At 71.4% G+C, this 21,028-nt stretch carries 20 protein-coding genes; 10 read left to right on the top strand and 10 right to left on the bottom strand.

Annotated elements, in window-relative coordinates; genetic code table 11:
* Window positions 1-102 precede the first annotated feature (102 nt).
* From ACFWBT_RS16140 to ACFWBT_RS16150, 3 genes are all read right to left on the bottom strand, one after another.
* Window positions 103-1,128 (bottom strand): 6-phosphofructokinase, encoded by a 1,026-nt coding sequence (locus tag ACFWBT_RS16140; protein WP_266756011.1) that lies wholly within the window; start codon window positions 1,126-1,128, stop codon window positions 103-105.
* 338 nt (window positions 1,129-1,466) lie between these two features.
* The gene (locus ACFWBT_RS16145; RefSeq protein WP_385700369.1) at window positions 1,467-2,195 is read right to left on the bottom strand and encodes a type 1 glutamine amidotransferase; all 729 of its coding nucleotides are present in this window, start codon (window positions 2,193-2,195) and stop codon (window positions 1,467-1,469) included.
* 19 nt (window positions 2,196-2,214) lie between these two features.
* Window positions 2,215-3,453, bottom strand: coding sequence for a MurT ligase domain-containing protein (locus tag ACFWBT_RS16150; RefSeq protein WP_356463265.1), 1,239 nt, complete (start codon window positions 3,451-3,453; stop codon window positions 2,215-2,217).
* Window positions 3,454-3,608: 155 nt separating this feature from the next.
* Here ACFWBT_RS16150 and def point away from each other — a divergent pair, with 155 nt between their 5' ends.
* A complete protein-coding gene (gene def / locus ACFWBT_RS16155) occupies window positions 3,609-4,148 on the top strand; it encodes a peptide deformylase (RefSeq protein WP_385700371.1) in 540 nt (179 codons plus the stop codon).
* Window positions 4,149-4,264: 116 nt separating this feature from the next.
* On the opposite strand, the gene ACFWBT_RS16160 is transcribed toward def, so the two are convergent.
* Window positions 4,265-4,909 (bottom strand): TetR family transcriptional regulator, encoded by a 645-nt coding sequence (locus ACFWBT_RS16160; protein WP_266756003.1) that lies wholly within the window; start codon window positions 4,907-4,909, stop codon window positions 4,265-4,267.
* 169 nt (window positions 4,910-5,078) lie between these two features.
* Between ACFWBT_RS16160 and ACFWBT_RS16165 the strand changes: the two genes are divergently transcribed.
* Window positions 5,079-6,308 carry an acyl-CoA dehydrogenase family protein gene (locus ACFWBT_RS16165; protein ID WP_266756001.1) on the top strand — a complete coding sequence of 410 codons (1,230 nt, stop codon included), beginning with the start codon at window positions 5,079-5,081 and terminating at the stop codon, window positions 6,306-6,308.
* A gap of 298 nt (window positions 6,309-6,606) precedes the next feature.
* Entirely contained in the window at window positions 6,607-7,302 is a 696-nt protein-coding gene (locus tag ACFWBT_RS16170; RefSeq protein WP_385700375.1) for a transcriptional regulator, read from the top strand.
* A 110-nt stretch (window positions 7,303-7,412) separates the two neighbouring features.
* Here the strand turns inward: ACFWBT_RS16170 and ACFWBT_RS16175 are convergent, their stop codons facing one another.
* The 4 genes from ACFWBT_RS16175 to ACFWBT_RS16190 form a co-directional block, all read right to left on the bottom strand.
* On the bottom strand, window positions 7,413-7,652 hold the full coding sequence (locus tag ACFWBT_RS16175; protein ID WP_266755997.1) for a DUF6213 family protein: 240 nt from the start codon (window positions 7,650-7,652) through the stop codon (window positions 7,413-7,415).
* Window positions 7,653-7,677: 25 nt separating this feature from the next.
* Entirely contained in the window at window positions 7,678-9,069 is a 1,392-nt protein-coding gene (locus tag ACFWBT_RS16180; RefSeq protein ID WP_385700378.1) for an NADP-dependent succinic semialdehyde dehydrogenase, read from the bottom strand.
* A 109-nt stretch (window positions 9,070-9,178) separates the two neighbouring features.
* On the bottom strand, window positions 9,179-9,655 hold the full coding sequence (locus tag ACFWBT_RS16185) for an NUDIX domain-containing protein (protein WP_385700380.1): 477 nt from the start codon (window positions 9,653-9,655) through the stop codon (window positions 9,179-9,181).
* Window positions 9,652-11,190: an ATP-dependent DNA ligase gene (locus ACFWBT_RS16190; protein ID WP_385700382.1), complete on the bottom strand. Its 1,539-nt coding sequence runs from the start codon at window positions 11,188-11,190 to the stop codon at window positions 9,652-9,654. The genes ACFWBT_RS16185 and ACFWBT_RS16190 overlap by 4 nt, the downstream gene beginning before the upstream one ends.
* A 289-nt stretch (window positions 11,191-11,479) precedes the next feature.
* Here ACFWBT_RS16190 and ACFWBT_RS16195 point away from each other — a divergent pair, with 289 nt between their 5' ends.
* From ACFWBT_RS16195 to ACFWBT_RS16215, 5 genes are all read left to right on the top strand, one after another.
* The gene (locus ACFWBT_RS16195) at window positions 11,480-12,124 is read left to right on the top strand and encodes a helix-turn-helix domain-containing protein (RefSeq protein WP_385700385.1); all 645 of its coding nucleotides are present in this window, start codon (window positions 11,480-11,482) and stop codon (window positions 12,122-12,124) included.
* A gap of 130 nt (window positions 12,125-12,254) precedes the next feature.
* A complete protein-coding gene (locus tag ACFWBT_RS16200; protein WP_385700388.1) occupies window positions 12,255-13,232 on the top strand; it encodes an NADPH:quinone oxidoreductase family protein in 978 nt (325 codons plus the stop codon).
* Window positions 13,229-14,431 carry an acyl-CoA dehydrogenase family protein gene (locus tag ACFWBT_RS16205; RefSeq protein ID WP_385700391.1) on the top strand — a complete coding sequence of 401 codons (1,203 nt, stop codon included), beginning with the start codon at window positions 13,229-13,231 and terminating at the stop codon, window positions 14,429-14,431. The genes ACFWBT_RS16200 and ACFWBT_RS16205 overlap by 4 nt, the downstream gene beginning before the upstream one ends.
* The gene (locus ACFWBT_RS16210) at window positions 14,410-15,522 is read left to right on the top strand and encodes an acyl-CoA dehydrogenase family protein (RefSeq protein WP_385700394.1); all 1,113 of its coding nucleotides are present in this window, start codon (window positions 14,410-14,412) and stop codon (window positions 15,520-15,522) included. The genes ACFWBT_RS16205 and ACFWBT_RS16210 overlap by 22 nt, the downstream gene beginning before the upstream one ends.
* A 122-nt stretch (window positions 15,523-15,644) precedes the next feature.
* Window positions 15,645-17,291 carry an IS1182 family transposase gene (locus ACFWBT_RS16215; protein WP_385700397.1) on the top strand — a complete coding sequence of 549 codons (1,647 nt, stop codon included), beginning with the start codon at window positions 15,645-15,647 and terminating at the stop codon, window positions 17,289-17,291.
* Between the two features lie 175 nt (window positions 17,292-17,466).
* Here ACFWBT_RS16215 and ACFWBT_RS16220 read toward each other — a convergent pair whose 3' ends face one another.
* On the bottom strand, window positions 17,467-18,303 hold the full coding sequence (locus ACFWBT_RS16220; RefSeq protein ID WP_385700400.1) for a maleylpyruvate isomerase N-terminal domain-containing protein: 837 nt from the start codon (window positions 18,301-18,303) through the stop codon (window positions 17,467-17,469).
* 382 nt (window positions 18,304-18,685) lie between these two features.
* Here ACFWBT_RS16220 and ACFWBT_RS16225 point away from each other — a divergent pair, with 382 nt between their 5' ends.
* Entirely contained in the window at window positions 18,686-19,549 is an 864-nt protein-coding gene (locus ACFWBT_RS16225; RefSeq protein WP_385700402.1) for a phosphatidylinositol-specific phospholipase C/glycerophosphodiester phosphodiesterase family protein, read from the top strand.
* A gap of 104 nt (window positions 19,550-19,653) precedes the next feature.
* Entirely contained in the window at window positions 19,654-19,848 is a 195-nt protein-coding gene (locus tag ACFWBT_RS16230; RefSeq protein ID WP_261704269.1) for a hypothetical protein, read from the top strand.
* A 12-nt stretch (window positions 19,849-19,860) separates the two neighbouring features.
* On the opposite strand, the gene ACFWBT_RS16235 is transcribed toward ACFWBT_RS16230, so the two are convergent.
* A partial coding sequence (locus ACFWBT_RS16235; protein WP_385700405.1) for a phosphodiester glycosidase family protein occupies window positions 19,861-21,028 on the bottom strand: 1,168 nt, incomplete at its 5' end.

Below are 21,028 nucleotides of genomic sequence, written 5' to 3' on the forward strand. Positions count from 1 at the left end.
CCTTTTAAGGCACTGGGGGAGGTTGTGTGCTGTCTGTCCGCACCAGAGTAGAACCGCCCCCGGCCGCTGCTGCGACCGGGGGCGGTTCGGGCTGCCCGCGTCTCAGAGCACGCACTCCGCCTCGGCGTACCGCTCGTCCGGAACCGTCTTCAGGGTCTCGACCGCCTCCGCGAGCGACACCATCACGATGTCGGTCCCGCGCAGTGCGGTCATCTTCCCGAACTCGCCCCGGTGCACGGCCTCCACGGCGTGCCAACCGAACCGGGTCGCGAGCACCCGGTCGTACGCCGTCGGCGTTCCGCCGCGCTGCACATGCCCGAGGATGACCGGCCGGGCCTCCTTGCCGAGGCGCTCCTCCAGCTCGATGGAGAGCTGCCGGGCGATGCCCGCGAAGCGCTCGTGGCCGTAGATGTCCTTGCCGCCCTCGTCGTACTCCATCGAGCCCTCGCGGGGCTTCGCGCCCTCGGCGGCGACCACGATGGCGAACCGCTTGCCCGCCTCGAAGCGCTCGCCGACCCGCGCGGCCAGCTCCTCGATGTCGAAGGGGCGCTCCGGTACGACGATGGCGTGGGCGCCCGCGGCCATGCCGGAGTGCAGCGCGATCCAGCCGGTGTGGCGGCCCATGACCTCCACGATCAGCACGCGCTGGTGGGACTCGGCGGTGGTCTTCAGCCGGTCGAGGGCCTCGGTGGCGACACCGACGGCCGTGTCGAAGCCGAAGGTGACGTCCGTGACCGCGATGTCGTTGTCGATGGTCTTCGGCACGCCGACGATCGGCAGGCCGCCGTCCGACAGCAGACGGGCCGCCTTCAGCGTGCCCTCTCCGCCGATCGGGATGATCGCGTCGAGCCCGAGGTCCGCGACGTGGCCCTTGGCCCGCTCCACGCCGTCACGCAGATGCGCGGGCTGGACCCGGGAGGAGCCGAGCATGGTGCCGCCGCGAGCCAGGATTCCGCTCACCGCGTCGAGGTCGAGCTTGAGGTAGTCGCACTCCAGGAGACCCTTCCAGCCGTCCCGGAAGCCGATGACCTCGTCGCCGTGGTCGACGACGGCGCGGTGTACGACCGACCGGATGACGGCGTTCAGGCCGGGGCAGTCGCCGCCGGACGTGAGGACACCAATGCGCATAGCCCGAAATACCTTCTCAACGTGGGCCGGGGACCGGACCACGTTGTCCGGCGAGGATCCCCGCCACCCTACCGGCGGGAGGGGGCCCGGCCGTACCGTGCGTCCGCCTGCTGGACGCACCCGCTCACCTGTGCGGATGCGCTGTCAGACGGGCTCCGGAACGGGCCGCGCGGAACCGCTCCTCAAGCGGAAACGGTCCTTCGGGGAGACGAGAAGAGGTCATCCGGGGAAGCGCGAAGAGATCCTCCGGGAAACGCGAAGAAGTCATCCCGGGAAACGCGAAGAGGAACCGTTCCTCCTTGAGAAACGGTTCCTCCGGCCCGCCGGGCGGGCAGGTGCTACGCGGGCTGCTGGGCGGACGCGATGCGCTCGGTGCGCAGCGCCTCGTACCAGCGGTCGTCGATCGGCGGCAGCGCGTTGACGTCGAGGGCCAGCTTCAGCAGCAGGTCCGCGATCAGCGGATTGCGGGCGAGGACGGGCCCGTGCATGTACGTACCGAACACGGTGTCGTTGTACGCGCCCTCGGTGCCGTCACCCGTGCCGTTGCCCTTGCCGAGCCGCACGTTCGCGAACGGGCGGGCGGTGGGCCCGAGGTGGGTCACGCCCTGGTGGTTCTCGAACCCGGTCAGCTGGGGCAGGCCGAGCCGCGGGTCGATGTCCGCGAGGACGTCGCCGACGCACCGCTCGCCCTCGCCACGCGTGGAGACCACGTCGAGCAGGCCGAGGCCCGGCTCGCGCTGGCCGAGGTCGTTGATGAACTCGTGCCCGAGGATCTGGTAGCCGGCGCAGACGGAGAAGACGATCGCGCCGTTGCCGACCGCGCGGTGCAGACCGCCGTCGCGGCGCAGCCGCTCCGCGGCGAGCCGCTGCGGCCGGTCCTCGCCGCCCCCGATGAGGTAGATGTCGCCGGAGGTGGGGATCGGCTGGTCGCTGCGCACGTCGACGCGGGCCACGTCGAGGCCGCGCTGACGGGCCCGGCGCTCCACGACGAGGGCGTTGCCCTGGTCGCCGTAGGTGCTCAGCAGGTCCGGATAGATCCACACCAGACGCAGGCTGTTGTCACTCATTCTCTTCGTCCTCCGTGGCTCAGTTGCCGACACGACGCCTCAAGTCCTGGAATGCGGTGTAGTTCGCGATGACCTCGATGCGTCCGGGCGGTGCCAGCTGCACGGCCTGGTCGAGGTTCTCGCAGACCTGGAACTGCTGGTTGGCGACTTCGAGGCGCACGGCGAGGTCCAGCTTGCGGTCGCCGAGAACGAAGATCGGGTGCCCGGTCAGGCGGGTGTAGTCGACGTCCCACAGCCAGGAGGTGTCGGTGCCGTCGGCGCCGCGCGCGTTCACCGACAGGATGACCGGGGTCGGCGGCGGGTCGATCAGGGAGAAGGTCTCCAGCCAGCCCGCGGGGTTCTTGGCGAGCAGCAGACGCAGGTCGCGCTGCATGAACTGCACCACGTCGTAGCGTCCGGCCACGGCCTGCACCTGGTACATGCGCTCCAGGGCGACCTGCGGCGGCACCCCGAAGACGGCGGCCACGGCGGCCGACGAGGCGGCGTTCGCCTTGTTGGCGCGGCCCGGCAGCTGGAGGTGGATCGGCCAGGCGGAACCGTGCGGGTCGAGGACGTGGTCCCCGGACAGGGCCCAGGTCGGCGTCGGACGGCGGAAGCCACAGTCGCCGCAGAACCAGTCGTCGCCGGGGCGCTGCATCACACCGCCGCAGGACGGGCAGGACCAGGCGTCGTCCTTCCACATCTGACCGGCCGCCACCCACATGACGTTCGGCGAGGAGGACGCGGCCCAGACCACCAGCGGGTCGTCCGCGTTGGCGACCACGACGGCCTTGGAACCGGCCAGCCCCTCACGCCAGTGCTCGGCCATCATCCGCGTCTCCGCGGCCCGGTCGAGCTGGTCGCGGGAGAGGTTCAGCAGCGCGATGCACTTCGGGTCGGTGTCACGTGCGACTCCGGCGAGGTACTTCTCGTCGACCTCGATGACCGCGAACTTGGCGTCCGACCCCCCGGCGAGCGCCGACGTGATGCCCGCGGGCATGTTGGCGCCGAGCGCGTTGGACACGACCGGGCCCGCTGCGCGCAGTGCCTCCGCGATCAGCCGGGTCGTCGTGGTCTTGCCGTTGGTCGCCGACACCAGGATCACGTCCAGGTGCGTGGCGAGCCTCGCCAGCAGGTCGGGGTCGAGCTTGAGCGCCACCCGGCCGCCGATCACCGATCCGCTGCCGCGTCCGGCGGCTCGCGAGACGGCTGCCGCCGCCTTGCCCGCCGTCACGGCCAGCTTGGCCCGCGGCGACAGCGGGTCCGAGTTGCCTGACATCGTTTCTCGATCCTCCTTGCGGTACGCGCCGCGCCCCTGCCCCCGGCACCATGTGGGCCTCAGCCTATCGAGATCCACTCACGTGCCCGAATCGCGGCACCACCTCGGTGCCCGCGCGACATGCGCGCGCTTCCCAGGACCGTACCCTTGCCGCCATGCGACACGGTTCCATCCCGGGCACCCACGGGCGCGTCCGGCCCCTCACCCTGCTGGGCGACCCCGTGCTGCGCACGGCCTGCGAGGACGTCACCGACTTCGGCCCTCAACTCGCCGAACTCGTCGAGGACATGTTCGCGACCATGTACGCGGCCGAGGGCGTCGGTCTCGCCGCGAACCAGGTCGGCGTCGGACTCAGGGTCTTCGTATACGACTGCCCGGACGACGACGATGTCCGCCATGTCGGATATGTGGTGAACCCACGCCTTGTCGTGGCGGACGGTGTGGTCCTGCGCGGTCCGGAAGGCTGCCTCTCGCTGCCCGGTCTGGAGGCCGGCACCGAGCGGTACGACCACGCGGTCGTCGAGGGCCGCACCGTCACCGGTGAGCCGGTGACCGTGCACGGCACCGGCTGGTTCGCCCGGTGCCTCCAGCACGAGTGCGATCACCTCGACGGCGGGGTGTACGCGGACCGCCTCGCCGGGTGGCGCCGACGGCGGCTGCTGCGCCAGGTGGCACGGGCTTCCTGGAGCGGCTGAGGACGGTCTCGCGCCGGGGGCCGTGTCCGGCCCACGGCGGTCTTGTCCCGTGGGCCGTGGCCCGCCCCGGCGGGCCGGGCCAGGCGCCCCTGAGTCGGTGTCCGCCTGAGCCCGGGTCAGAATCCCGGTCCGCCGACGCGGTCGCCCGCCGCCGCGAGGCGGCCCCACAGCAGGTCGGCCAGGCTTCGCACCAACTCGGCTCGTGTGCACGGCCGTTCGCCGAGCCACCAGTCCCCGGCCGCGTGCATCATGCCGACGATCCCGTGACCCCAGACCCGCGCCAACTGCTGGCTGCCCGGGCCGAGATCCACCCGCTCCTCGATGACCTCGGCCAGTTCCTCGCCCATGCGGCGCAGCACCGGCGCGGAGTACTTGCCCACGTCGAAGCCGGGGTCGCCCGGCTGGCCGCCCTCCGCCGGATGCATCAGGAACCGGTAGACCTGCGGGCGGGCCTCGATCGCGGCCAAATACGTATCGAGCGTCGCCTCGACGCGCTCACGTCGCTCGGCCGGGGCGTCCAGTGCCGCCCGCAGCGCTCCGAGGAGTGCGTCGGTGTGCCGCTTGGCGAGTGCGGCGTACAGCCCGCCCTTGTCGCCGAAGTGGCGGTACAGAATCGGCTTCGTGATGCCCGCCTCGGCGGCGATGGCGTTCATGGAGGCCCCGGGGCCGTCGCGGAGCACCACTCTGTCGGCGGCCTCCAGCAGCTCGCGCCGGCGGCGGTCGGCGGACCTCTGCTGATCGGTCCGCTGTGTGGTGTCCATGTGCTCTCCCCACCCGTGGTGATTCGGTGACGCCTGCGCAAACTAACACTGATCGCCGTATGGGTATCGAACGGGCTGCCGAGCGGAGCTCGGGAGTTGACTTTTTCTACTAGCCGGTAACAGACTCCAGTTACCGCAAGTAACAGTTTAGTGCAGCGCTGGAGGGGACATGGCCGAGTTCACCATGGAGCTCAACGACGAACAGAAGGAGGTCCGGGACTGGCTGCACGGCTTCGCCGCCGATGTCATCCGCCCCGCGGCCGCCGAATGGGACGAGCGCGAAGAGACTCCCTGGCCGGTCATCCAGGAAGCCGCGAAGGTCGGCATCTACTCCCTGGACTTCTACGCCCAGCAGTACTTCGACCCCACCGGCCTCGGGATCCCGATGGCCATGGAGGAGCTGTTCTGGGGCGACGCGGGCATCGCCCTCTCCATCGTCGGCACCGGCCTCGCCGCCGTGGGCGTCCTCGCCAACGGCACCGAGGAGCAGATCGGCACCTGGATCCCGCAGATGTACGGCGATGCCAACGATGTCAAGGTCGCCGCCTTCTGCTCCTCCGAGCCGGACGCCGGCTCCGACGTCGCCTCGATGCGCACGCGTGCCGTCTACGACGAGGCCAAGGACGAGTGGGTCCTCAACGGCACGAAGACCTGGGCGACCAACGGTGGCATCGCCAATGTCCACGTCGTCGTCGCGGTCGTCGACGCGGACCTCGGTTCCAAGGGCCACGCCTCCTTCATCGTGCCGCCGAACACGCCCGGCCTGTCGCAGGGCCAGAAGTTCAAGAAGCACGGCATCCGCGCCTCGCACACCGCCGAGGTCGTGCTGGAGAACGTCCGCATCCCCGGCTCCTGCCTGCTCGGCGGCAAGGAGAAGCTCGACGAGCGCCTGGCCCGCGCCCGTGAGCGCGTCAGGGCCGGGGGCGGCGAGCGCGTGAAGAACGCCGCCATGGCCACGTTCGAGGCGTCCCGTCCGGCCGTCGGCGCCATGGCGGTGGGCACCGCACGGGCCGCGTACGAGGTCGCCCTCGACTACGCGAAGACGCGTGAGCAGTTCGGCCGCCCGATCATCGACAACCAGGGTGTCGCCTTCCAGCTCGCCGACATGCGGACCTCGATCGACGCCGCGCGGCTGCTGGTGTGGCGGGCGTCCTGGATGGCGATCAACGGCAAGCAGTTCACGGCGGCCGAGGGATCGATGTCGAAGCTCTTCGCCAGCGAGACGGCGAAGAAGGTCACCGGTCAGGCGATCCAGATCCTCGGCGGCAACGGCTACACGCGGGAGTACCCGGTGGAGCGGATGCACCGGGACGCGGCCATCTACACGATCTTCGAAGGCACCAGCGAGATCCAGCGACTGGTGATTGCCCGGACGCTGTCCGGGATGCCGATCCGGTAGAGGGTCCGGGCGGGCGGGGCGGCAGCCGCCCCGCGCGGTTCCCCGCAGCCTCGCACCCGTCACCGGGCACCCGTCACCGGGCACTGGGCACCCGTCACCGCGGATCACGGGTGCCCCAGCCCCATGGGGAGTCCGCACGCGCGGCCCGAAGGTGAGCGTGTCCGGCTCGCCCTCGGGACGACGATCACCGGCTGGACCTGGGACATCGCGCCGGACCGCGCTCGACCGGGGGCACCGGGTCCCGGCATGGCACCCTGGTCGAAGGGGCTCGGAGTCAGCCGGACCGAAGGAGCACGCGATGACGCCGACGGCCAGGGAACTGCTGGAGGGCACCACCGGGAAACTCGCCCCGGATCCCCATGCCAACCGGCTGCTGCCCGTGATCGCCCGGGGCGCCGCCCAGCGCACCACGCTCGCGGCCCTCGCCCACGAACAGCGCCATGTGATCGCCGCGGACCACCGCGCGTTCCTGCATCTGGCCGAACGGTCGGCGATCGGCACCCGGACCTCGGCCCCCGACCCGGCGTGCGCTGCCTTCTTCGAGATGCTCGCGGAAGGTGAGGCGCTGGCCCAGGACCGGCTCGGCGCCTTCGCCGCCGCCGTGGGGGCCGACGAGGCGCGGGCGTCCGCGTACGAACCGCTCGCCGACTGCCAGGCCTATCCCGCGTACGTCGCCTGGCTCGCCCTGAACGGGGAGCCGGCCGACGTGGTCCTCGCGCTCGGCGCCAACTACGCGGCGTGGGGTGGCTATTGCGAGACGATCGCCGAGGCCCTGCGCCACCACTACGGCTTCGGCGACGAGGCCTGCGGCTTCTTCGACTTCTTCGCCGCGCCCGCCCCCGAGCTGGAGCGCAGGGCGCTGGGTGCCGTGCAGGCCGGGCTCGACGCCGGACGGGTCTCGCAGGACGACGTCCACCGCCACGGACGGCTGCTCCAGGCCTACGAGACGAAGTTCTGGCACGCCCTGTGGGAGCTGGACCAGCGGGTCGTCTGACGCCGGGCCTGCGGGGCGTCGGGCGCGGGTCCTTCGAGGTGTCGGGCGGCCGCCGCTCAGCGGGCCGCCCGTCGCGCGTACGGGCCGGAGCCCGGGATGGAGCCCGTCGCTCAGCCGCCGCTCGTCCCGCTGCTGTGCGCGATGCAGGCGACGTCGATCCGGTCGGCCAGCTTGGCCAGCTCGATCGTGAGCGCGGCCACCGTGTCCTCGTCGAGGCCGTCCTGGCCGGCCTCCACCAGATGCAGCCACCGGCCGCCCACCGTGCGCAGCAGCTTGCTGACGTCGGCGGCCGACACCTGCAACGTGCCGCGGTCGTCGACGATCAGAGGGAGGGTCACTTCGCGGTTCACAGGGGGGATCGTAACTGCGGAACGCTCACGCTCCGTGCCATACGGTGGTGATGTTGCAGAACTCTCGGATTCCGTGCCCCGACAGCTCACGCCCGTAGCCCGACCGCTTCTCCCCGCCGAAGGGGAACGCGGGGTGCGAGGCCGTCATCCCGTTGACGAACACCCCTCCCGCGTCCAGATCGCGGACGAACCGTTCCACCTCGGCCTCGTCGCGCGTCCAGACGTTCGAGCTGAGCCCGAAGGGGGTGTCGTTGGCGATGGCGACCGCCTCGTCGAGGTCGGCGGCCCGGTACAGCGTGGCGACGGGCCCGAAGGTCTCCTCCTGGTGGACGCGCATCTCGGGGGTGATGTCGGTGATCACCGTCGGCGCGTAGTACCAGCCGTCGCCGAACCCGTCGGGGCGTTCACCGCCGCACAGCACCGTCGCGCCGTTCTCCACCGCGTCGTCGACGAGTTCCTCCAGGTCGGCGCGGCCCTGCTCGGTGGAGAGCGGCCCGATCTCGGTGTCCTCATCGAGGGGGTCGCCGACCTTCAGGGCCCGCATGCCCGCCGCGAACCTCTCCGCGAAGGCGTCGAACACGTCGGTGTGCACGATGAACCGCTTGGCGGCGATGCACGACTGACCGTTGTTCTGCGCACGCGCCGTCACGGCGATCTTCGCGGCGCGTTCGACATCGGCGGACGGCATCACGACGTAGGGGTCGCTGCCGCCCAGTTCCAGCACCGTCTTCTTCACCTCGTCCCCGGCGACCGAGGCGACCGCCCGGCCGGCCGGTTCACTGCCGGTGAGGGTGGCCGCCTTCACGCGCGGGTCGCGCAGGATGCCCTCGACCGCCGCCGAGCCGATCAGCAGCGTCTGGAAGCAGCCCTCGGGGAAGCCCGCCCGACGGAACAGGTCCTCCAGGTAGAGGGCGGTCTGCGGCACGTTCGAAGCGTGCTTGAGCAGGCCCACATTGCCCGCCATCAGCGCGGGCGCGGCGAACCGGACCACCTGCCAGAGCGGGAAGTTCCACGGCATCACGGCGAGCACCGGTCCGATCGGCCGGTAGCGCACGATGACCCGGGAGGCGCCGGAGTCCTTGGCGTCGGACGCGGCGGGTTCCTCGTCGGCGAGCAGTTCCTCGGCGTGGTCGGCGTACCAGCGCATCGCCTTGGCGCACTTGGCGGCCTCCGCGCGGGCCTGCTTGACGGGCTTGCCCATCTCGGTGGTCATCACCCGGCCGATGTCCTGCAGATCCTCGTCCAGAAGATCGGCCGCGCGGTGCATCAGCCGCGCCCGCTCGGCGAACGAGGTGGTGCGATACGTGCGGAACGTGGCCTCGGCGGCAGCGAGCCTGCGCTCGATCTCCTCGGCGCCGAGCGCGTCGTACGTCTTGAGCGTCTCGCCGTTCGCCGGGTTCACCGTCGCGATGGGCATGGCCGACCTCCTGAAAGCGGGCTGTTCCTCGACCCTCCCGCGCGGCGCGGTGCGGCGCAACGCGGAGGGCGTCTCGGGGAGCCGGTGCACCTGGCCCGTACACCGGCTCTCAGTCCGAGTGCTCCGCCAGCCGGTCGAGAAACACGGCCTGCGCCTTCACGATCAGCGTCCGGGCCCGGTCCGGGGTCATCCACTCCACCCGGTCCAGCTCGGGGAACTCCTGCCGCTGTCCCGACTTCGGCGGCCACTCCATGGTGAACGTGCCGGGGACCACGGCCGCCGGATCGAGATCCGCCTCGATCGCCCAGGCCGTGACGACCTTGCCGTTCGTCTGCGTGACCTCGCCGAGCGGGACCGCCTCCCCGTCGGGCGGCGGCAGCCCGAGCTCCTCCCGGAACTCGCGACGGGCCGCGTCCCAGGCCGTCTCGTCGGGCTCGTACTCGCCCTTGGGAACGGACCAGGCTCCTGCGTCCCGCCGGGCGAAGAAGGGGCCGCCCATATGGCCGAGCAATACTTCCAGGCCGTTGTCGGTGTGCCGGAACAACAGCAGTCCGGCGCTCCTCTTTCCGTGCTGCCTTCCGCTCATCGCGTCACCTCCGGGTGTGCGGCGAGCAGCGCGTCGACCGTGTCGGCCTCGGCCGGCGGTTTGTCCTCGCGATAGCGCACGACCCGGGCGAAGCGGAGGGTGACACCGGCGGGGTAGCGGGTGGACCTCTGCAGGCCGTCGTACGCGATCTCGACGACGAGTTCGGGCCGTACGGTCACCACGTGGCCGTCGTCCTCGACGGCCAGCTCCCGGAGCCGTTCGGTCTGCCAGGTGAGCATCGCGTCGGTCATGCCCTTGAACGTCTTGCCGAGCATGGCGAAGGAGCCGTCGCCGGTGCGAGCGCCCAGGTGCAGGTTGGAGAGCTTGCCGGTACGCCGCCCGTGGCCCCACTCGGCCGCGAGGACCACCAGGTCGAGGGTGTGCACGGGCTTGACCTTCAGCCAGGACGCCCCGCGCCGTCCCGCGCTGTACGGGGCGTCCAGGGCCTTCACGACGACGCCCTCGTGGCCCCGGGCGAGCGTGTCGGCGAGGAACTTCTCGGCCTCGGCCGCCTCGTCCGGCCCCGGCACCAGCGTCCGCCGGACCCGCATCGGCTCGGGCACCAGCCGCGCCAGTTCCGCGTGCCGCTCGGTGAACGGCAGGTCCAGCAGCTCCCGCCCGTCGACGGAGAGGGCGTCGAAGAAGACAGGGGAGACGGGCACCGTCCGCGCGGCCGTCGCGACGTCCACGCGGGACCCCACCCGGCCGGCCGTCTCCTGGAAGGAACGCGGCCGCCCCTGGTCGTCCAGCGCGATCACCTCACCGTCCAGGATGAACCGCTCGCCCCGCAACTCCAGTGCTGCGTCGGTGAGTTCGGGCAGCCGGTCGGTGATGTCGTCGAGGGTGCGGGTGTAGACGCGGACGTCCTCGCCCTCGCGGTGCAGCTGTACGCGGATGCCGTCGAGCTTCTCCTCGACCGCGCAGGCGCCGAGCTTGCCGACCGCCTCGGTCACGGAGGCGGCGGTGTGCGCCAGCATCGGAAGCACCGGGCGGCCGACGGTGAGCCGGAAGCCGTCCAGGGCTTGCGGACCGTCCGCGAGGAGGGCCCGCGCCACCGCCTGCAGCGAACCGGCGAGCATCACCGCCCGGCGTACGTCCCCGGCGGGCGCGCCGGTCGCCTCGGCGAGCCCCTCGACCGCGACCGCGTCCAGCGCGCCCTGGCGCACCTCACCGGTGAGCAGCCCGAACAGGAAACGCTGTTCGTCCTCCGTTGCCGCCGCCAGCAACTCACCCACCAGGCGGGCCCGTTCGGCCTGCGATCCGGTGCCGGAGACCTGACCGAGCGCGGTGAGCCGGGCGTCCACCTCGCGCACGGTGAGGGTGGGCTCGGCGGCCGGGTCGACCTGCCTGCTCAGCACCTTCCAGCCGATGCCGAGCCGGCCCTGCGGCAGCCGGCCCGCCAGATACGGGATCACGATCGGCACGTCGTCCGCCTCGGCGTCCCGGAACAGCTCCGCGAGCAGAGCGGTCTTCCGGGACCGCGCCGAGGTGGCGGCGACCTCCTGGGACACATGGGCGAGCCGGCTCAGCAGCATGCAGCCATGGTGCAACGCCGACGCCGGGTTCACACCCCTACGCGCGGTGGCGCACGGCCGTACGGCGCTCGTGGCCGCGCGAGGTTGCCGGCGTCGCGGAGATGCGCCGGGGCTCGCCGGAGGGGCGGCACGGGACACATGGGTTGCCCCCGTGCGATGCCGGTCCGCCGTCGCACGATGTCGACGACGACCGCTTCGTACGTCCCGGTCCAGGTGACCACCGCCATGGAGAAAATCGCTCGATACGGGCCGAATTGACAAATGGCTTTGCCGAATCTGCAATATGGGCATGAGTGACGCGGCCCATGCGGGCGAGAGTGACGGAGTCCGGCATGCGGCGGGCGGCGACGCGGCGACGGGAGAGGTCCTCGCCGAGGTGGGTCCGCGGCTGCGCCGGATCAGGAAGGACCGCGGCGCGACGCTGGCTGGACTGTCCGAGGCGACCGGTATCTCCGTGAGCACGCTGTCGCGCCTGGAGTCGGGACTGCGCAAGCCCAGTCTGGAGCTGCTGCTGCCCATCGCGCGGGCCCATCAGGTCCCGCTGGACGAACTGGTCGGCGCCCCGCCGGTCGGCGACCCCCGGGTGCGCGCCGAGCCGATCGTGCGGGGCGGCCGCACGCACTGGCCGCTGACCCGCCAGCCCGGCGGACTCCAGGCCTACAAGGTGCTCGAACCGCAGCGGACGACGGTGCCCGATCCGCGCACGCACGAGGGCTACGAGTGGCTGTACGTGCTGTCCGGGCGGCTGCGGCTGGTGCTCGGCGAGCACGACGTCGTGCTGGGGGCGGGGGAGGCGGCGGAGTTCGACACCCGGGTTCCGCACTGGTTCGGGTCGACGGGGGAGGGGCCTGTGGAGTTCCTGAGCCTCTTCGGGCCGCAGGGTGAGCGGATGCACGTACGGGCGCGGCCCAAGGTGCGGGGCAAGGAGCTGTGAGAACGGGCGGCGGGGCCGCTCGCGAGGGGCGTGGCAAAGACGACGGGCTTCTCCTGTTCCCAGGTGGGCAAGCGACCGCTTAGTATGCGTGCGACCCCGGTCAGACGACGCAGTCCCCTGGAGGCCCCGCATGCAGGCATGGCAAGTGCACCAGACCGGCGAGCCCGCAGAGGCGATGCGCCTCCAGGAGGTGGATCCGCCGACGCCCGGTGCCGGCCAGGTCCTGCTCAAGGTGCGCGCCGCGAACATCAACTTCCCGGACGCGCTGATGTGCCGCGGCCAGTACCAGGTCAGGCCGCCGCTTCCGTTCACGCCCGGTGTGGAGATCTGCGGCGAGACCGAGGACGGACGCCGGGTGATCGCCAATCCCGCGCTGCCCCACGGCGGATTCGCGGAGTACGCGATCGCGGACGCCGCGGCCCTGCTGCCCGCGCCCGACGCCCTCGACGACGCCGAGGCCGCGGCCCTGCACATCGGCTACCAGACGGGCTGGTTCGGCCTGCACCGGCGGGCCCGCCTCGAAGCCGGCGAGACCCTGCTCGTCCACGCCGCCGCCGGCGGGGTCGGCAGCGCGGCCGTGCAGCTCGGAAAGGCGGCGGGCGCGACCGTCATCGGCGTCGTGGGCGGCGCCGACAAGGCCGCCGTGGCCCGCGAGTTGGGCTGCGACGTCGTCATCGACCGGCGCGCCGAGAACGTCATCGGCGCCGTCAAGGAGGCGACCGGCGGACGCGGCGCGGACGTGATCTACGACCCCGTCGGCGGCGAGGCCTACACCCAGTCCACCAAGGTCGTCGCCTTCGAGGGCCGGATCGTGGTCGTCGGCTTCGCGAGCGGATCGATCCCGAGCCCCGCGCTGAACCACGCGCTCGTCAAGAACTACGCGATCCTCGGCCTGCACTGGGGCCTGTACAACACCAAGAACCCGAAGCTGGTCCAGCACTGCCACGAGCAGCTCACCGAGCTGGCCGCGCGTGGCGCGATCAAGCCGCTGGTCAGCGAGCGGGTGCCGCTGAGCGGGGCCGCCGCCGCCGTGCAGCGGGTCGCCGACGGAGTCACCACCGGACGGATCGCCGTGGTGCCCGCACTTCAGAACGGAGCCGCCGCATGACCGACGCAGCCGAACTGCGCCGCCGCACCCAGGAGTTGCTGGCCGCGCACCCTCCCCTGGAAACCGGTCGCCTGGACTTCCTGAAGGCGCGCTTCGACGCCGGACTCGCCTGGGTGCACTACCCGGAGGGCCTCGGCGGACTCGGCGCCCCGCGCAGCCTCCAGGCCGTCGTGGACGCCGAACTGGCCGCCGCGGGCGCGCCCGACAACGACCCGCGGCGGATCGGCATCGGCCTCGGCATGGCCGCCCCGACCATCCTCGGCTTCGGTACGGAGGAGCAGAAGCGGCGCTTCCTGCGGCCCCTGTGGGTCGGCGAGGAGGTGTGGTGCCAGCTCTTCAGCGAACCCGGCGCGGGCTCGGACCTCGCCGCCCTCGGCACCCGCGCGGTCCGCGCCGACGGCGAGGAGGCCGGGAGCGGGGGAGAGTGGGTGATCAACGGGCAGAAGGTGTGGACCTCCAGCGCCCACGTCGCCCGCTGGGCCATCCTCATCGCCCGGACCGACCCGGACGTGCCCAAGCACCGCGGCATCACCTACTTCATCTGCGACATGACCGACCCGGGCGTCGAGGTACGGCCGCTGCGCCAGATCACCGGCGAGGCCGAGTTCAACGAGGTCTTCCTCACCGACGTCCGCATCCCCGACGCGCACCGCCTCGGCGAGGTCGGCGACGGCTGGCGGGTCGCGCAGACCACGCTGATGAACGAGCGCGTGTCCATCGGCGGCATGCGCATCCCGCGTGAGGGCGGCATGATCGGCCCGGTCTCCAAGACCTGGCGCGAGCGTCCCGAACTGCGCACCCACGACACCCACCAGCGGCTGCTGAAGCTCTGGGTCGAGGCCGAGGTCGCCCGGCTCTCGGGCGAGCGGCTGCGCCAGCAGCTCGTCGCCGGCCAGCCCGGCCACGACGGCGCCGGCATGAAGCTCGGCTTCGCCCGGCTCAACCAGGAGATCAGCGGACTGGAGGTCGAACTCCTCGGCGAGGAAGGCCTGCTGTACGAGGACTGGACGATGAGCCGACCGGAACTCGTCGACTTCACCGGACGGGACGCCGGCTACCGCTACCTGCGCTCCAAGGGCAACAGCATCGAGGGCGGGACCAGCGAGGTCCTGCTGAACATCGTCGCCGAACGCGTCCTGGGCCTGCCGTCCGAGCCGCGCACCGACAAGGACGTCGCATGGAAGGATCTCGCCCGATGAGCCAGGAGAGCACCCAGCCCGACCTTCTCTACACCGAGGAGGAAGAGGCGCTGCGGTCGGCGGTTCGGGACCTGCTGACCGACCGCTGCGACCCGGCCGCGGTGATCGCGCGCACCGAGTCGGACGCCCCGCACGACATCGCGCTGTGGAAGGCGCTGGCCGACGGAATGGGTCTGGCCGGCCTGCTGGTTCCGGAGGAGCTGGACGGCCAGGGCGCCACGCACCGCGAAGCCGCCGTCGTCCTCGAGGAACTCGGGCGGGCGGTCGCGCCCGTGCCGTATCTGACGAGCGCCGTGGTCGCCACCGAGGCATTGCTGGAGTGCGGCGCCGACGACCTGCTCACGCGGCTGGCGTCCGCGACGTCGATCGGTGCGCTGGCCGTCGGGCTGCACACCGCTCCGGGCGCAGCCTTCGCGACCGTACGGCTCGAGAACGGCTCTCTGCACGGTGAGTTGACGGGCATCGCCGATGCGGCCGGTGCCGACCTGCTGCTCGTGCCCGCGGACGACGGCGGTCTGTACGCGGTGGACGCCTCCGCCGCGACCATCACCCCGCAGGTGTCCTTGGACCTCACCCGTCCCCTCGCCACCGTCACGCTCACCGGAGCCCCCGGCCGTCGGCTCGGCGACGCGGAACCGGCCGTACGGCGCGCCCTGCGGGCCGGCGCCGGACTGCTCGCCTCCGAGCAACTCGGGCTCGCCGAATGGTCGTTGACGGAGACCGTCCGCTACCTCAAGGAGCGCAAGCAGTTCAACCGGCCGGTCGGCGGATTCCAGGCGCTCAAGCACCGGCTGGCCCAGGTGTGGCTGGAGGTCGTCAACACGCGCGCCGCGGCGCGGAACGCCGCCGACGCGCTGGCCACCGGCAGCGCGGACAGCGACGTGGCGGTCACCGTCGCCCAGGCGTACGCGGCACCCGTCGCCGTGCACGCCGCCGAGGAGGCGCTCCAGCTGCACGGCGGCATCGGCATGACATGGGAGCACCCGGCGCACCTGTACCTGAAGCGCGCCAAGGCCGACTCGATCGCGTACGGCACGGCCGGCGCACATCGCGCGGCACTGGCCGAACTGGTCGATCTCCAGGCGCCCTGACACCCTGTCGAGCGAAGCCCGCCCCCTCTGGACGCTGTTGGCAAATCGGGTGTGGCGTGACGACGGCCTGCACGGCCCCGTTGGGGTTGTGCAGGCCGTCGTCGTGTTGAGGGGTGGGTTCGGTGTCGTTGCGTGGGGTGGATCTGGGGGAGATCCCGGAGGAGACTGCTCGGCTGGCACGTGCGGTGTTCCCGAAGGGCTGCCTGGTGATGCGGGTGCGGGATGTGCTCGGGCCGGTGTTCTCGGATGCCGATTTCGAGGAACTTTTCCCGGTCAGGGGGCGGCCGGTGGTGTCTCCTGCCCGGCTCGCGCTGGTGTCGGTGTTGCAGTTCGCCGAGGGGCTGACCGACCGGCAGGCCGCGCACGCGGTCCGCTCGCGTCTGGACTGGAAGTACGCCCTGTCACTGGAGCTGGCCGACACCGGATTCGACTTCTCGGTGCTCAGCGAGTTCCGTGCCCGGCTGGTCGGCGGCGAGGCCGGCCAGAAGGTGTTCGACGCAGTACTCCGGGCGGCTGGCGAGGGAGGGCTGGTCAAGGCGGGCAAGCGGCAGCGCACGGATGCCACCCACGTGCTGGCCGCGACACGAGACCTGAACCGGCTGGAGTTCGTGGTCGAGACACTGCGGGCGGCACTGAACCAGGTGGCGCAGGAGGCCGGGGACTGGCTGGTGACGGTGTCACCGCCGGAGTGGTTCGACCGCTACTCGGCCAGGCCGGAGGACAGCCGCTTCGCATCCCGGTGGGCAGCCCGTGTCGGACACGCCGACCAGTGCGGGACCGACGGCATGATGCTGCTGAAGGCCGTCTGGTCGGCTGCGTCACCGCCCTCGTTGCGAGGCCTGCCCGCGGTGGAGTTCCTGCGGCAGACCTGGGTGCAGCAGTTCCACCACGTCGAGGACACCGTGCGCTGGCGCGGGACGAAGGACCTCCCACCCGGTCTGATCCGCTTACGGACCCCCTACGAGCCCGAGGCTCGCACTGGTTCGAAAAGGGACCTGGGCTGGTCCGGTTACAAAGTCCACCTCAGCGAGACCTGCGAGCCCGACGCCCCACACCTGATCACCCACATTCGCACCACGCCGGCGCCCGTCAACGACGTCCTCGTCCTGGAGGACATCCACACCGCCCTGGCCGAACGGGGCCTGCTCCCGGACGAGCACCTGGTGGACGCCGGATACATCGACGCCGAACAGATCCACCACGCCCGCCGCGATCACGGCATCAAGCTGGTCGGCCCGGTCAAGTCCACCACCGTGAGAGGGCAGGCGACCGGCGACATCTTCGACAACACCCGCTTCGCCATCGACTGGGACCAGCGTCAGGCCGTCTGCCCCGGCGGACAGACAAGCGTCGTCTGGCAGGAAGCCCTGAGCCAGTTCGACGCCCCGGTCACCCGGGTCCGGTTCGCCGCCCGACACTGCGACCCCTGTGAACTGCGGACCTCGTGCACCAGCTCCAGGACCGGCCGCAACCTGACCCTGAGACCGAAGACTGAGCACGACATCCTTCAGCAGGCCCATATCGAGCAGGACACCGATCAGTGGCGCCGCAGCTACAGACATCGCGCCGGCGTCGAGGGCACCATCTCACAGGGCGTCCAGGCGTTCGGCCTGCGCAGATCCCGCTACCGCGGCCTCGCCAAGACCCGATTGCAGCACCACTTCACCGGCGCCGCCGTCAACTTCGCCCGCATCGATGCCTGGCTCACCGGCAGATCCCTCGCCAAGACCCGTGTTTCGCCCTTCGCAGCACTCCGCCCCGCTGGATGAGTCCAGCTGGTGGGGCTCGTTGAAATTCCCCACCCCGTGCTTGGGGGTGGGGCAGACCTGCTCGCGCCGATTTCCCACCCGCGCAGGGCCCTGGACTGCGTATGGACAGGGCGCTGACCACCTGTCCTGGATCAGCGACGTGGCGACCTGCCGAGGACCTGTCTTCAACCTCAATTCACATGAGGATGCCGCGGGCTCCCGCGAAGTGACTGACCAGATCCGGATCGCCTGACAGAACAAGCCTGCCGAGGTCAAAGGGCGCTCCTGTGAGCAGTCGCCAGGCAGAGTCCGTGTCGAGCTCGATCGTGGCGTGCGGCAACTCCATCGCGCTCGCCGGGTCCAGCTCCACTAGATCCCACCGACCCTGGCGCCGCTGCAGTCGCCAGGAGCCGCCGCCGGCGCCGCTGAGCTGGATCGCAACCTCTGCGTCCGTGCCCGTGAGCGGTGCGTAGTGGAGAGGCAATGCCCATAGGAAGGTTCGCAGCACCGGGCCGAGGAACCGCTCGTCACGTACTCCCGGCCGGTCGACGGCGTCGCGGATCTGCTGCTGGTGCACCCAGCGTTCAGTGAAGTCCTGGGCGATGTCGAACCACAGCGGGACCGGGTCCGGGCTAGCCCAGGCGACGCGCCCCTCCGCCATGAGGTCCATAGAAGTCCAGTAGCCGTCCATCTCGGTGCCGGCGACATCTAGGAGGGTGCTGATCACACGCGGGCTGAGCACGCGGGTGGTCTCCACCCACCGCTGGTTCTTGTCATTCAGCGCCACGATGAAGGACTCGTGGTCGGTGAGTCCGGTCAGCAGTCCGGACTGGTCGCCGTCGCGCCCCCGGGACAGCCAGCCCAGGTCATCGTCCAGGATGTGCAGTGCAACGTCCTTCACCGACCACCCCGGACACACGGTGGGCCGATCCCACGCCGACGGGTCCAAGTCATCCAGCAGCGCCAACAGCGCCGCTCGCTCCTCGCGCAGCAGCGAGCGCACGTCCGTGGGCGGCAAGTCCCACAAGCCCATGACCGTTCTCATCTCGTCGTACCCGCACACACCTCGCGTCATTGGACCAGATCACAAGGCCAAACCAGCCATCGGCCCCAAGAGTCTTCCCCGACCCCTCCGATCCACCGATGACCGATCAACCAAGTGGGGAACGAAGCGGGCCTGGGGATTTTTACGAAGCCTCATCACAGCGGGGCGGAATTGACCAACAGCGTCCACCTGGGGCGGGCTTTTCCCGTGTGCCCGCCAGGGGCGCCGGAACGCCCTGTCCCCGCCCGGATCCGGTGAAGTGAACGCGTAGCGTCGGTCCGGCCAACTCCCTTCACGGCGGGGTTCCTTGGGCCCTGCCGACCGCATACTCCCTGAGGTCCCGTACGGCACCCCTCAAGGGAGGCGGAACATGGCCCCTACCACCCGTCGCAGAGCCCTCACCACCCTCGGCGCCGCCCTCGCGGGCTCGATCGCCCTGCCCGCCTCGCGCGCGCCGGCAGGCGAGGCGAAGCCCCGCACGCGCCCCCTGTGGCGCGCCCACGCGCACAACGACTACGACCATCCGCGTCCCCTCTTCGACGCCCTCGACCACCGGTTCGGCAGCGTCGAGGCGGACATCTACCTCGTGGGCGACCAGCTCCTCGTCGCCCACGACCCGGTGGACCTCGACCCCACCCGCACGCTCGAATCCCTCTACCTCGATCCGCTGGCCGCCCGCGTCCGGGCCAACCACGGCTCGGTGTACCGCGGTTACCGCAAGCCGCTGCAACTCCTCATCGACATCAAGACCGAGGGCTCCTCGACGTACCTCGAACTCGACCGTCATCTGCGCCGCTACCGGCACCTGTTCACCACGTACGCGCACGGCCGCGCGCACCCCGGCCCGGTCACGGCCGTGATCTCCGGGGACCGCGCCGCGCGGGCGCCCATGGAGGCACAGACCGTGCGGCGCGCCTTCTACGACGGCCGCCTCGCCGACCTCGGCAGCGCCGCCCCCGCCTCCTTGATCCCCCTGATCAGCGACAACTGGACACTCCACTTCAGCTGGCTGGGCGCGGGCCCGTTCCCGGACGCCGAGCGCGAGAAGCTGCGGGGCATCATGGCGGCCGCGCACGCGCGCCGGCAGAAGGTCCGGTTCTGGGCGACACCCGATCTGGCGGGTCCGACACGCGAGGCGCTCTGGCGCGAACTGCTCGCCGCCGACGTCGACCACCTCAACACCGATGACCTGGGGGGTCTCGAAGAGTTCCTGGACGCCCACGGCCGACGGTAGAACACCACTCGTTCGGAGGACACGTCAACCGCCCGGGCGAACCCTCCGCTACGCCACACTTACGGCCGAACGCCGCGAAGTGGACGTGGCGGAGGAGGTTGACGATGGCCATTTCCATCTCTGTGGTGCTGCTGCTCCTGGTGCTGGCGGTGATCTTCCTCCGCAACGGAGGGCTGAAGATCTCCCACGCCCTGGTCTGCGCCCTGCTCGGGTTCCTGCTGGCCAGCACGAGCATGGCGCCGACCATCCACAGCGGTCTCACCGCGACGGCGGACATCGTGGGCAGTCTGACGCCATGACGTGCCGTCGCGTCACGGGCGCGCGAACACCCCGATACCGTTCGGGACGGGACGCTCGGCGCCGCCGCTCGGGTGGTTGAGAACGCTGACGGTGTCCGCCCCCGCCTGTCGGGCGACCATCGTGGTGGAGCCGCCGCCGTCCAGGCTGAAGGCGTCCTGCGCACCCAGCTGCCGCATCGCCGCCGTCACTTCGGCGATGGTGAGGCCGCCGCGGAACTCGGGGGCGCCGTCCAGGGCGAGGAGCTGCATGCGGCGCCCGTGGTCGGAGAAGCCCACCGCGGTCCGTACGGCGGAGGTCCGGTCGTCCAGACCCGGCAGCGGCACGCCGCCGGTCATCGTCGGGTAGCCCCCGACCGCGAAGCGGTACGGCACCCGGGAGGACTCCGCCACCAGCCGGTGCCGCACCCCGACCCGTTCGCCCACGGACAGCTTCCGCAGCCGCTGGGCGCCCGCCTCGCGGCCCACCAGCACGGTGGTGCCCGGCGCGATGGTCCCGCTGCCCGGAGCGTCGGCGGCGGACACGACCCGACCGCGGCGGACCGTCACCTCGTAGGTGTCGGTGCTGCACGGCGCGGCCCGGTCGGTGTCCGTTCCGCAGGTCGCCCGCACCCGCGAGACGCTGCCCCAGTCCGCGGTGAACGCGCCGACGGAGCCGACCGGGAGCGCGTACTGATTGAACCCGCCGAGCGGCCAGGTGCCGTCGGAGCTGCGGACGGACCCGTCGAGGGCCACGCTGTCCAGCCGGGCCCGGCGGTCGACGCCCACACCGAACACGTCCTCGGTGGTCGTGCCGGGCGGCAGCGCCGGTCCGAAACGCTGGCCGTCGGGGACCGCGGCCTTGAGCCCGTGACCGCCCGCGATCGCAGGGCCGACGGTCGCGCCCGTCGCCTCGACGCCCGGATGCTGGGTCTCCGTGATGTTGAAGAAGTCGCCGTTGACACCGGCGACGGCGCCTCGGGAGTCGGCCAGCTGGGACACGGGCGCCCGGGACGCCACGGCTCCCGGGTACAAGAGGTCGACGCGCACATGGGGATTGCGCAGGTCGATACTCAACACGTGCGCGTGCGCCACCCCCTTGGCCGCCGGGATGTCCAACTGCGTGTACTCGACGCCGGGCGCGATGTCCGTCGCGCTCTCCGCGCCGCTGGCCGGTGCCGCCCCGATCAGGGCGACACCGGCC

The organism is Streptomyces sp. NPDC060027 (genome assembly GCF_042737005.1).
In the GTDB taxonomy this organism is placed as follows: Bacteria; Actinomycetota; Actinomycetes; order Streptomycetales; family Streptomycetaceae; genus Streptomyces.

Bases quoted from the DNA above. Each gene is read 5' to 3' on its own strand.
- def (WP_385700371.1), top strand. From the start codon at position 3,609: ATGCGACACGGTTCCATCCCGGGCACCCACGGGCGCGTCCGGCCCCTC.
- ACFWBT_RS16210 (WP_385700394.1), top strand. From the start codon at position 14,410: ATGGAAGGATCTCGCCCGATGAGCCAGGAGAGCACCCAGCCCGACCTT.
- ACFWBT_RS16230 (WP_261704269.1), top strand. From the start codon at position 19,654: ATGGCCATTTCCATCTCTGTGGTGCTGCTGCTCCTGGTGCTGGCGGTG.
- ACFWBT_RS16180 (WP_385700378.1), bottom strand. From the start codon at position 9,069: ATGCCCATCGCGACGGTGAACCCGGCGAACGGCGAGACGCTCAAGACG.
- ACFWBT_RS16190 (WP_385700382.1), bottom strand. From the start codon at position 11,190: ATGCTGCTGAGCCGGCTCGCCCATGTGTCCCAGGAGGTCGCCGCCACC.
- ACFWBT_RS16160 (WP_266756003.1), bottom strand. From the start codon at position 4,909: ATGGACACCACACAGCGGACCGATCAGCAGAGGTCCGCCGACCGCCGC.
- ACFWBT_RS16185 (WP_385700380.1), bottom strand. From the start codon at position 9,655: ATGAGCGGAAGGCAGCACGGAAAGAGGAGCGCCGGACTGCTGTTGTTC.
- ACFWBT_RS16205 (WP_385700391.1), top strand. From the start codon at position 13,229: ATGACCGACGCAGCCGAACTGCGCCGCCGCACCCAGGAGTTGCTGGCC.
- ACFWBT_RS16150 (WP_356463265.1), bottom strand. From the start codon at position 3,453: ATGTCAGGCAACTCGGACCCGCTGTCGCCGCGGGCCAAGCTGGCCGTG.
- ACFWBT_RS16140 (WP_266756011.1), bottom strand. From the start codon at position 1,128: ATGCGCATTGGTGTCCTCACGTCCGGCGGCGACTGCCCCGGCCTGAAC.
- ACFWBT_RS16195 (WP_385700385.1), top strand. From the start codon at position 11,480: ATGAGTGACGCGGCCCATGCGGGCGAGAGTGACGGAGTCCGGCATGCG.
- ACFWBT_RS16145 (WP_385700369.1), bottom strand. From the start codon at position 2,195: ATGAGTGACAACAGCCTGCGTCTGGTGTGGATCTATCCGGACCTGCTG.
- ACFWBT_RS16170 (WP_385700375.1), top strand. From the start codon at position 6,607: ATGACGCCGACGGCCAGGGAACTGCTGGAGGGCACCACCGGGAAACTC.
- ACFWBT_RS16220 (WP_385700400.1), bottom strand. From the start codon at position 18,303: ATGGGCTTGTGGGACTTGCCGCCCACGGACGTGCGCTCGCTGCTGCGC.
- ACFWBT_RS16165 (WP_266756001.1), top strand. From the start codon at position 5,079: ATGGCCGAGTTCACCATGGAGCTCAACGACGAACAGAAGGAGGTCCGG.
- ACFWBT_RS16225 (WP_385700402.1), top strand. From the start codon at position 18,686: ATGGCCCCTACCACCCGTCGCAGAGCCCTCACCACCCTCGGCGCCGCC.
- ACFWBT_RS16200 (WP_385700388.1), top strand. From the start codon at position 12,255: ATGCAGGCATGGCAAGTGCACCAGACCGGCGAGCCCGCAGAGGCGATG.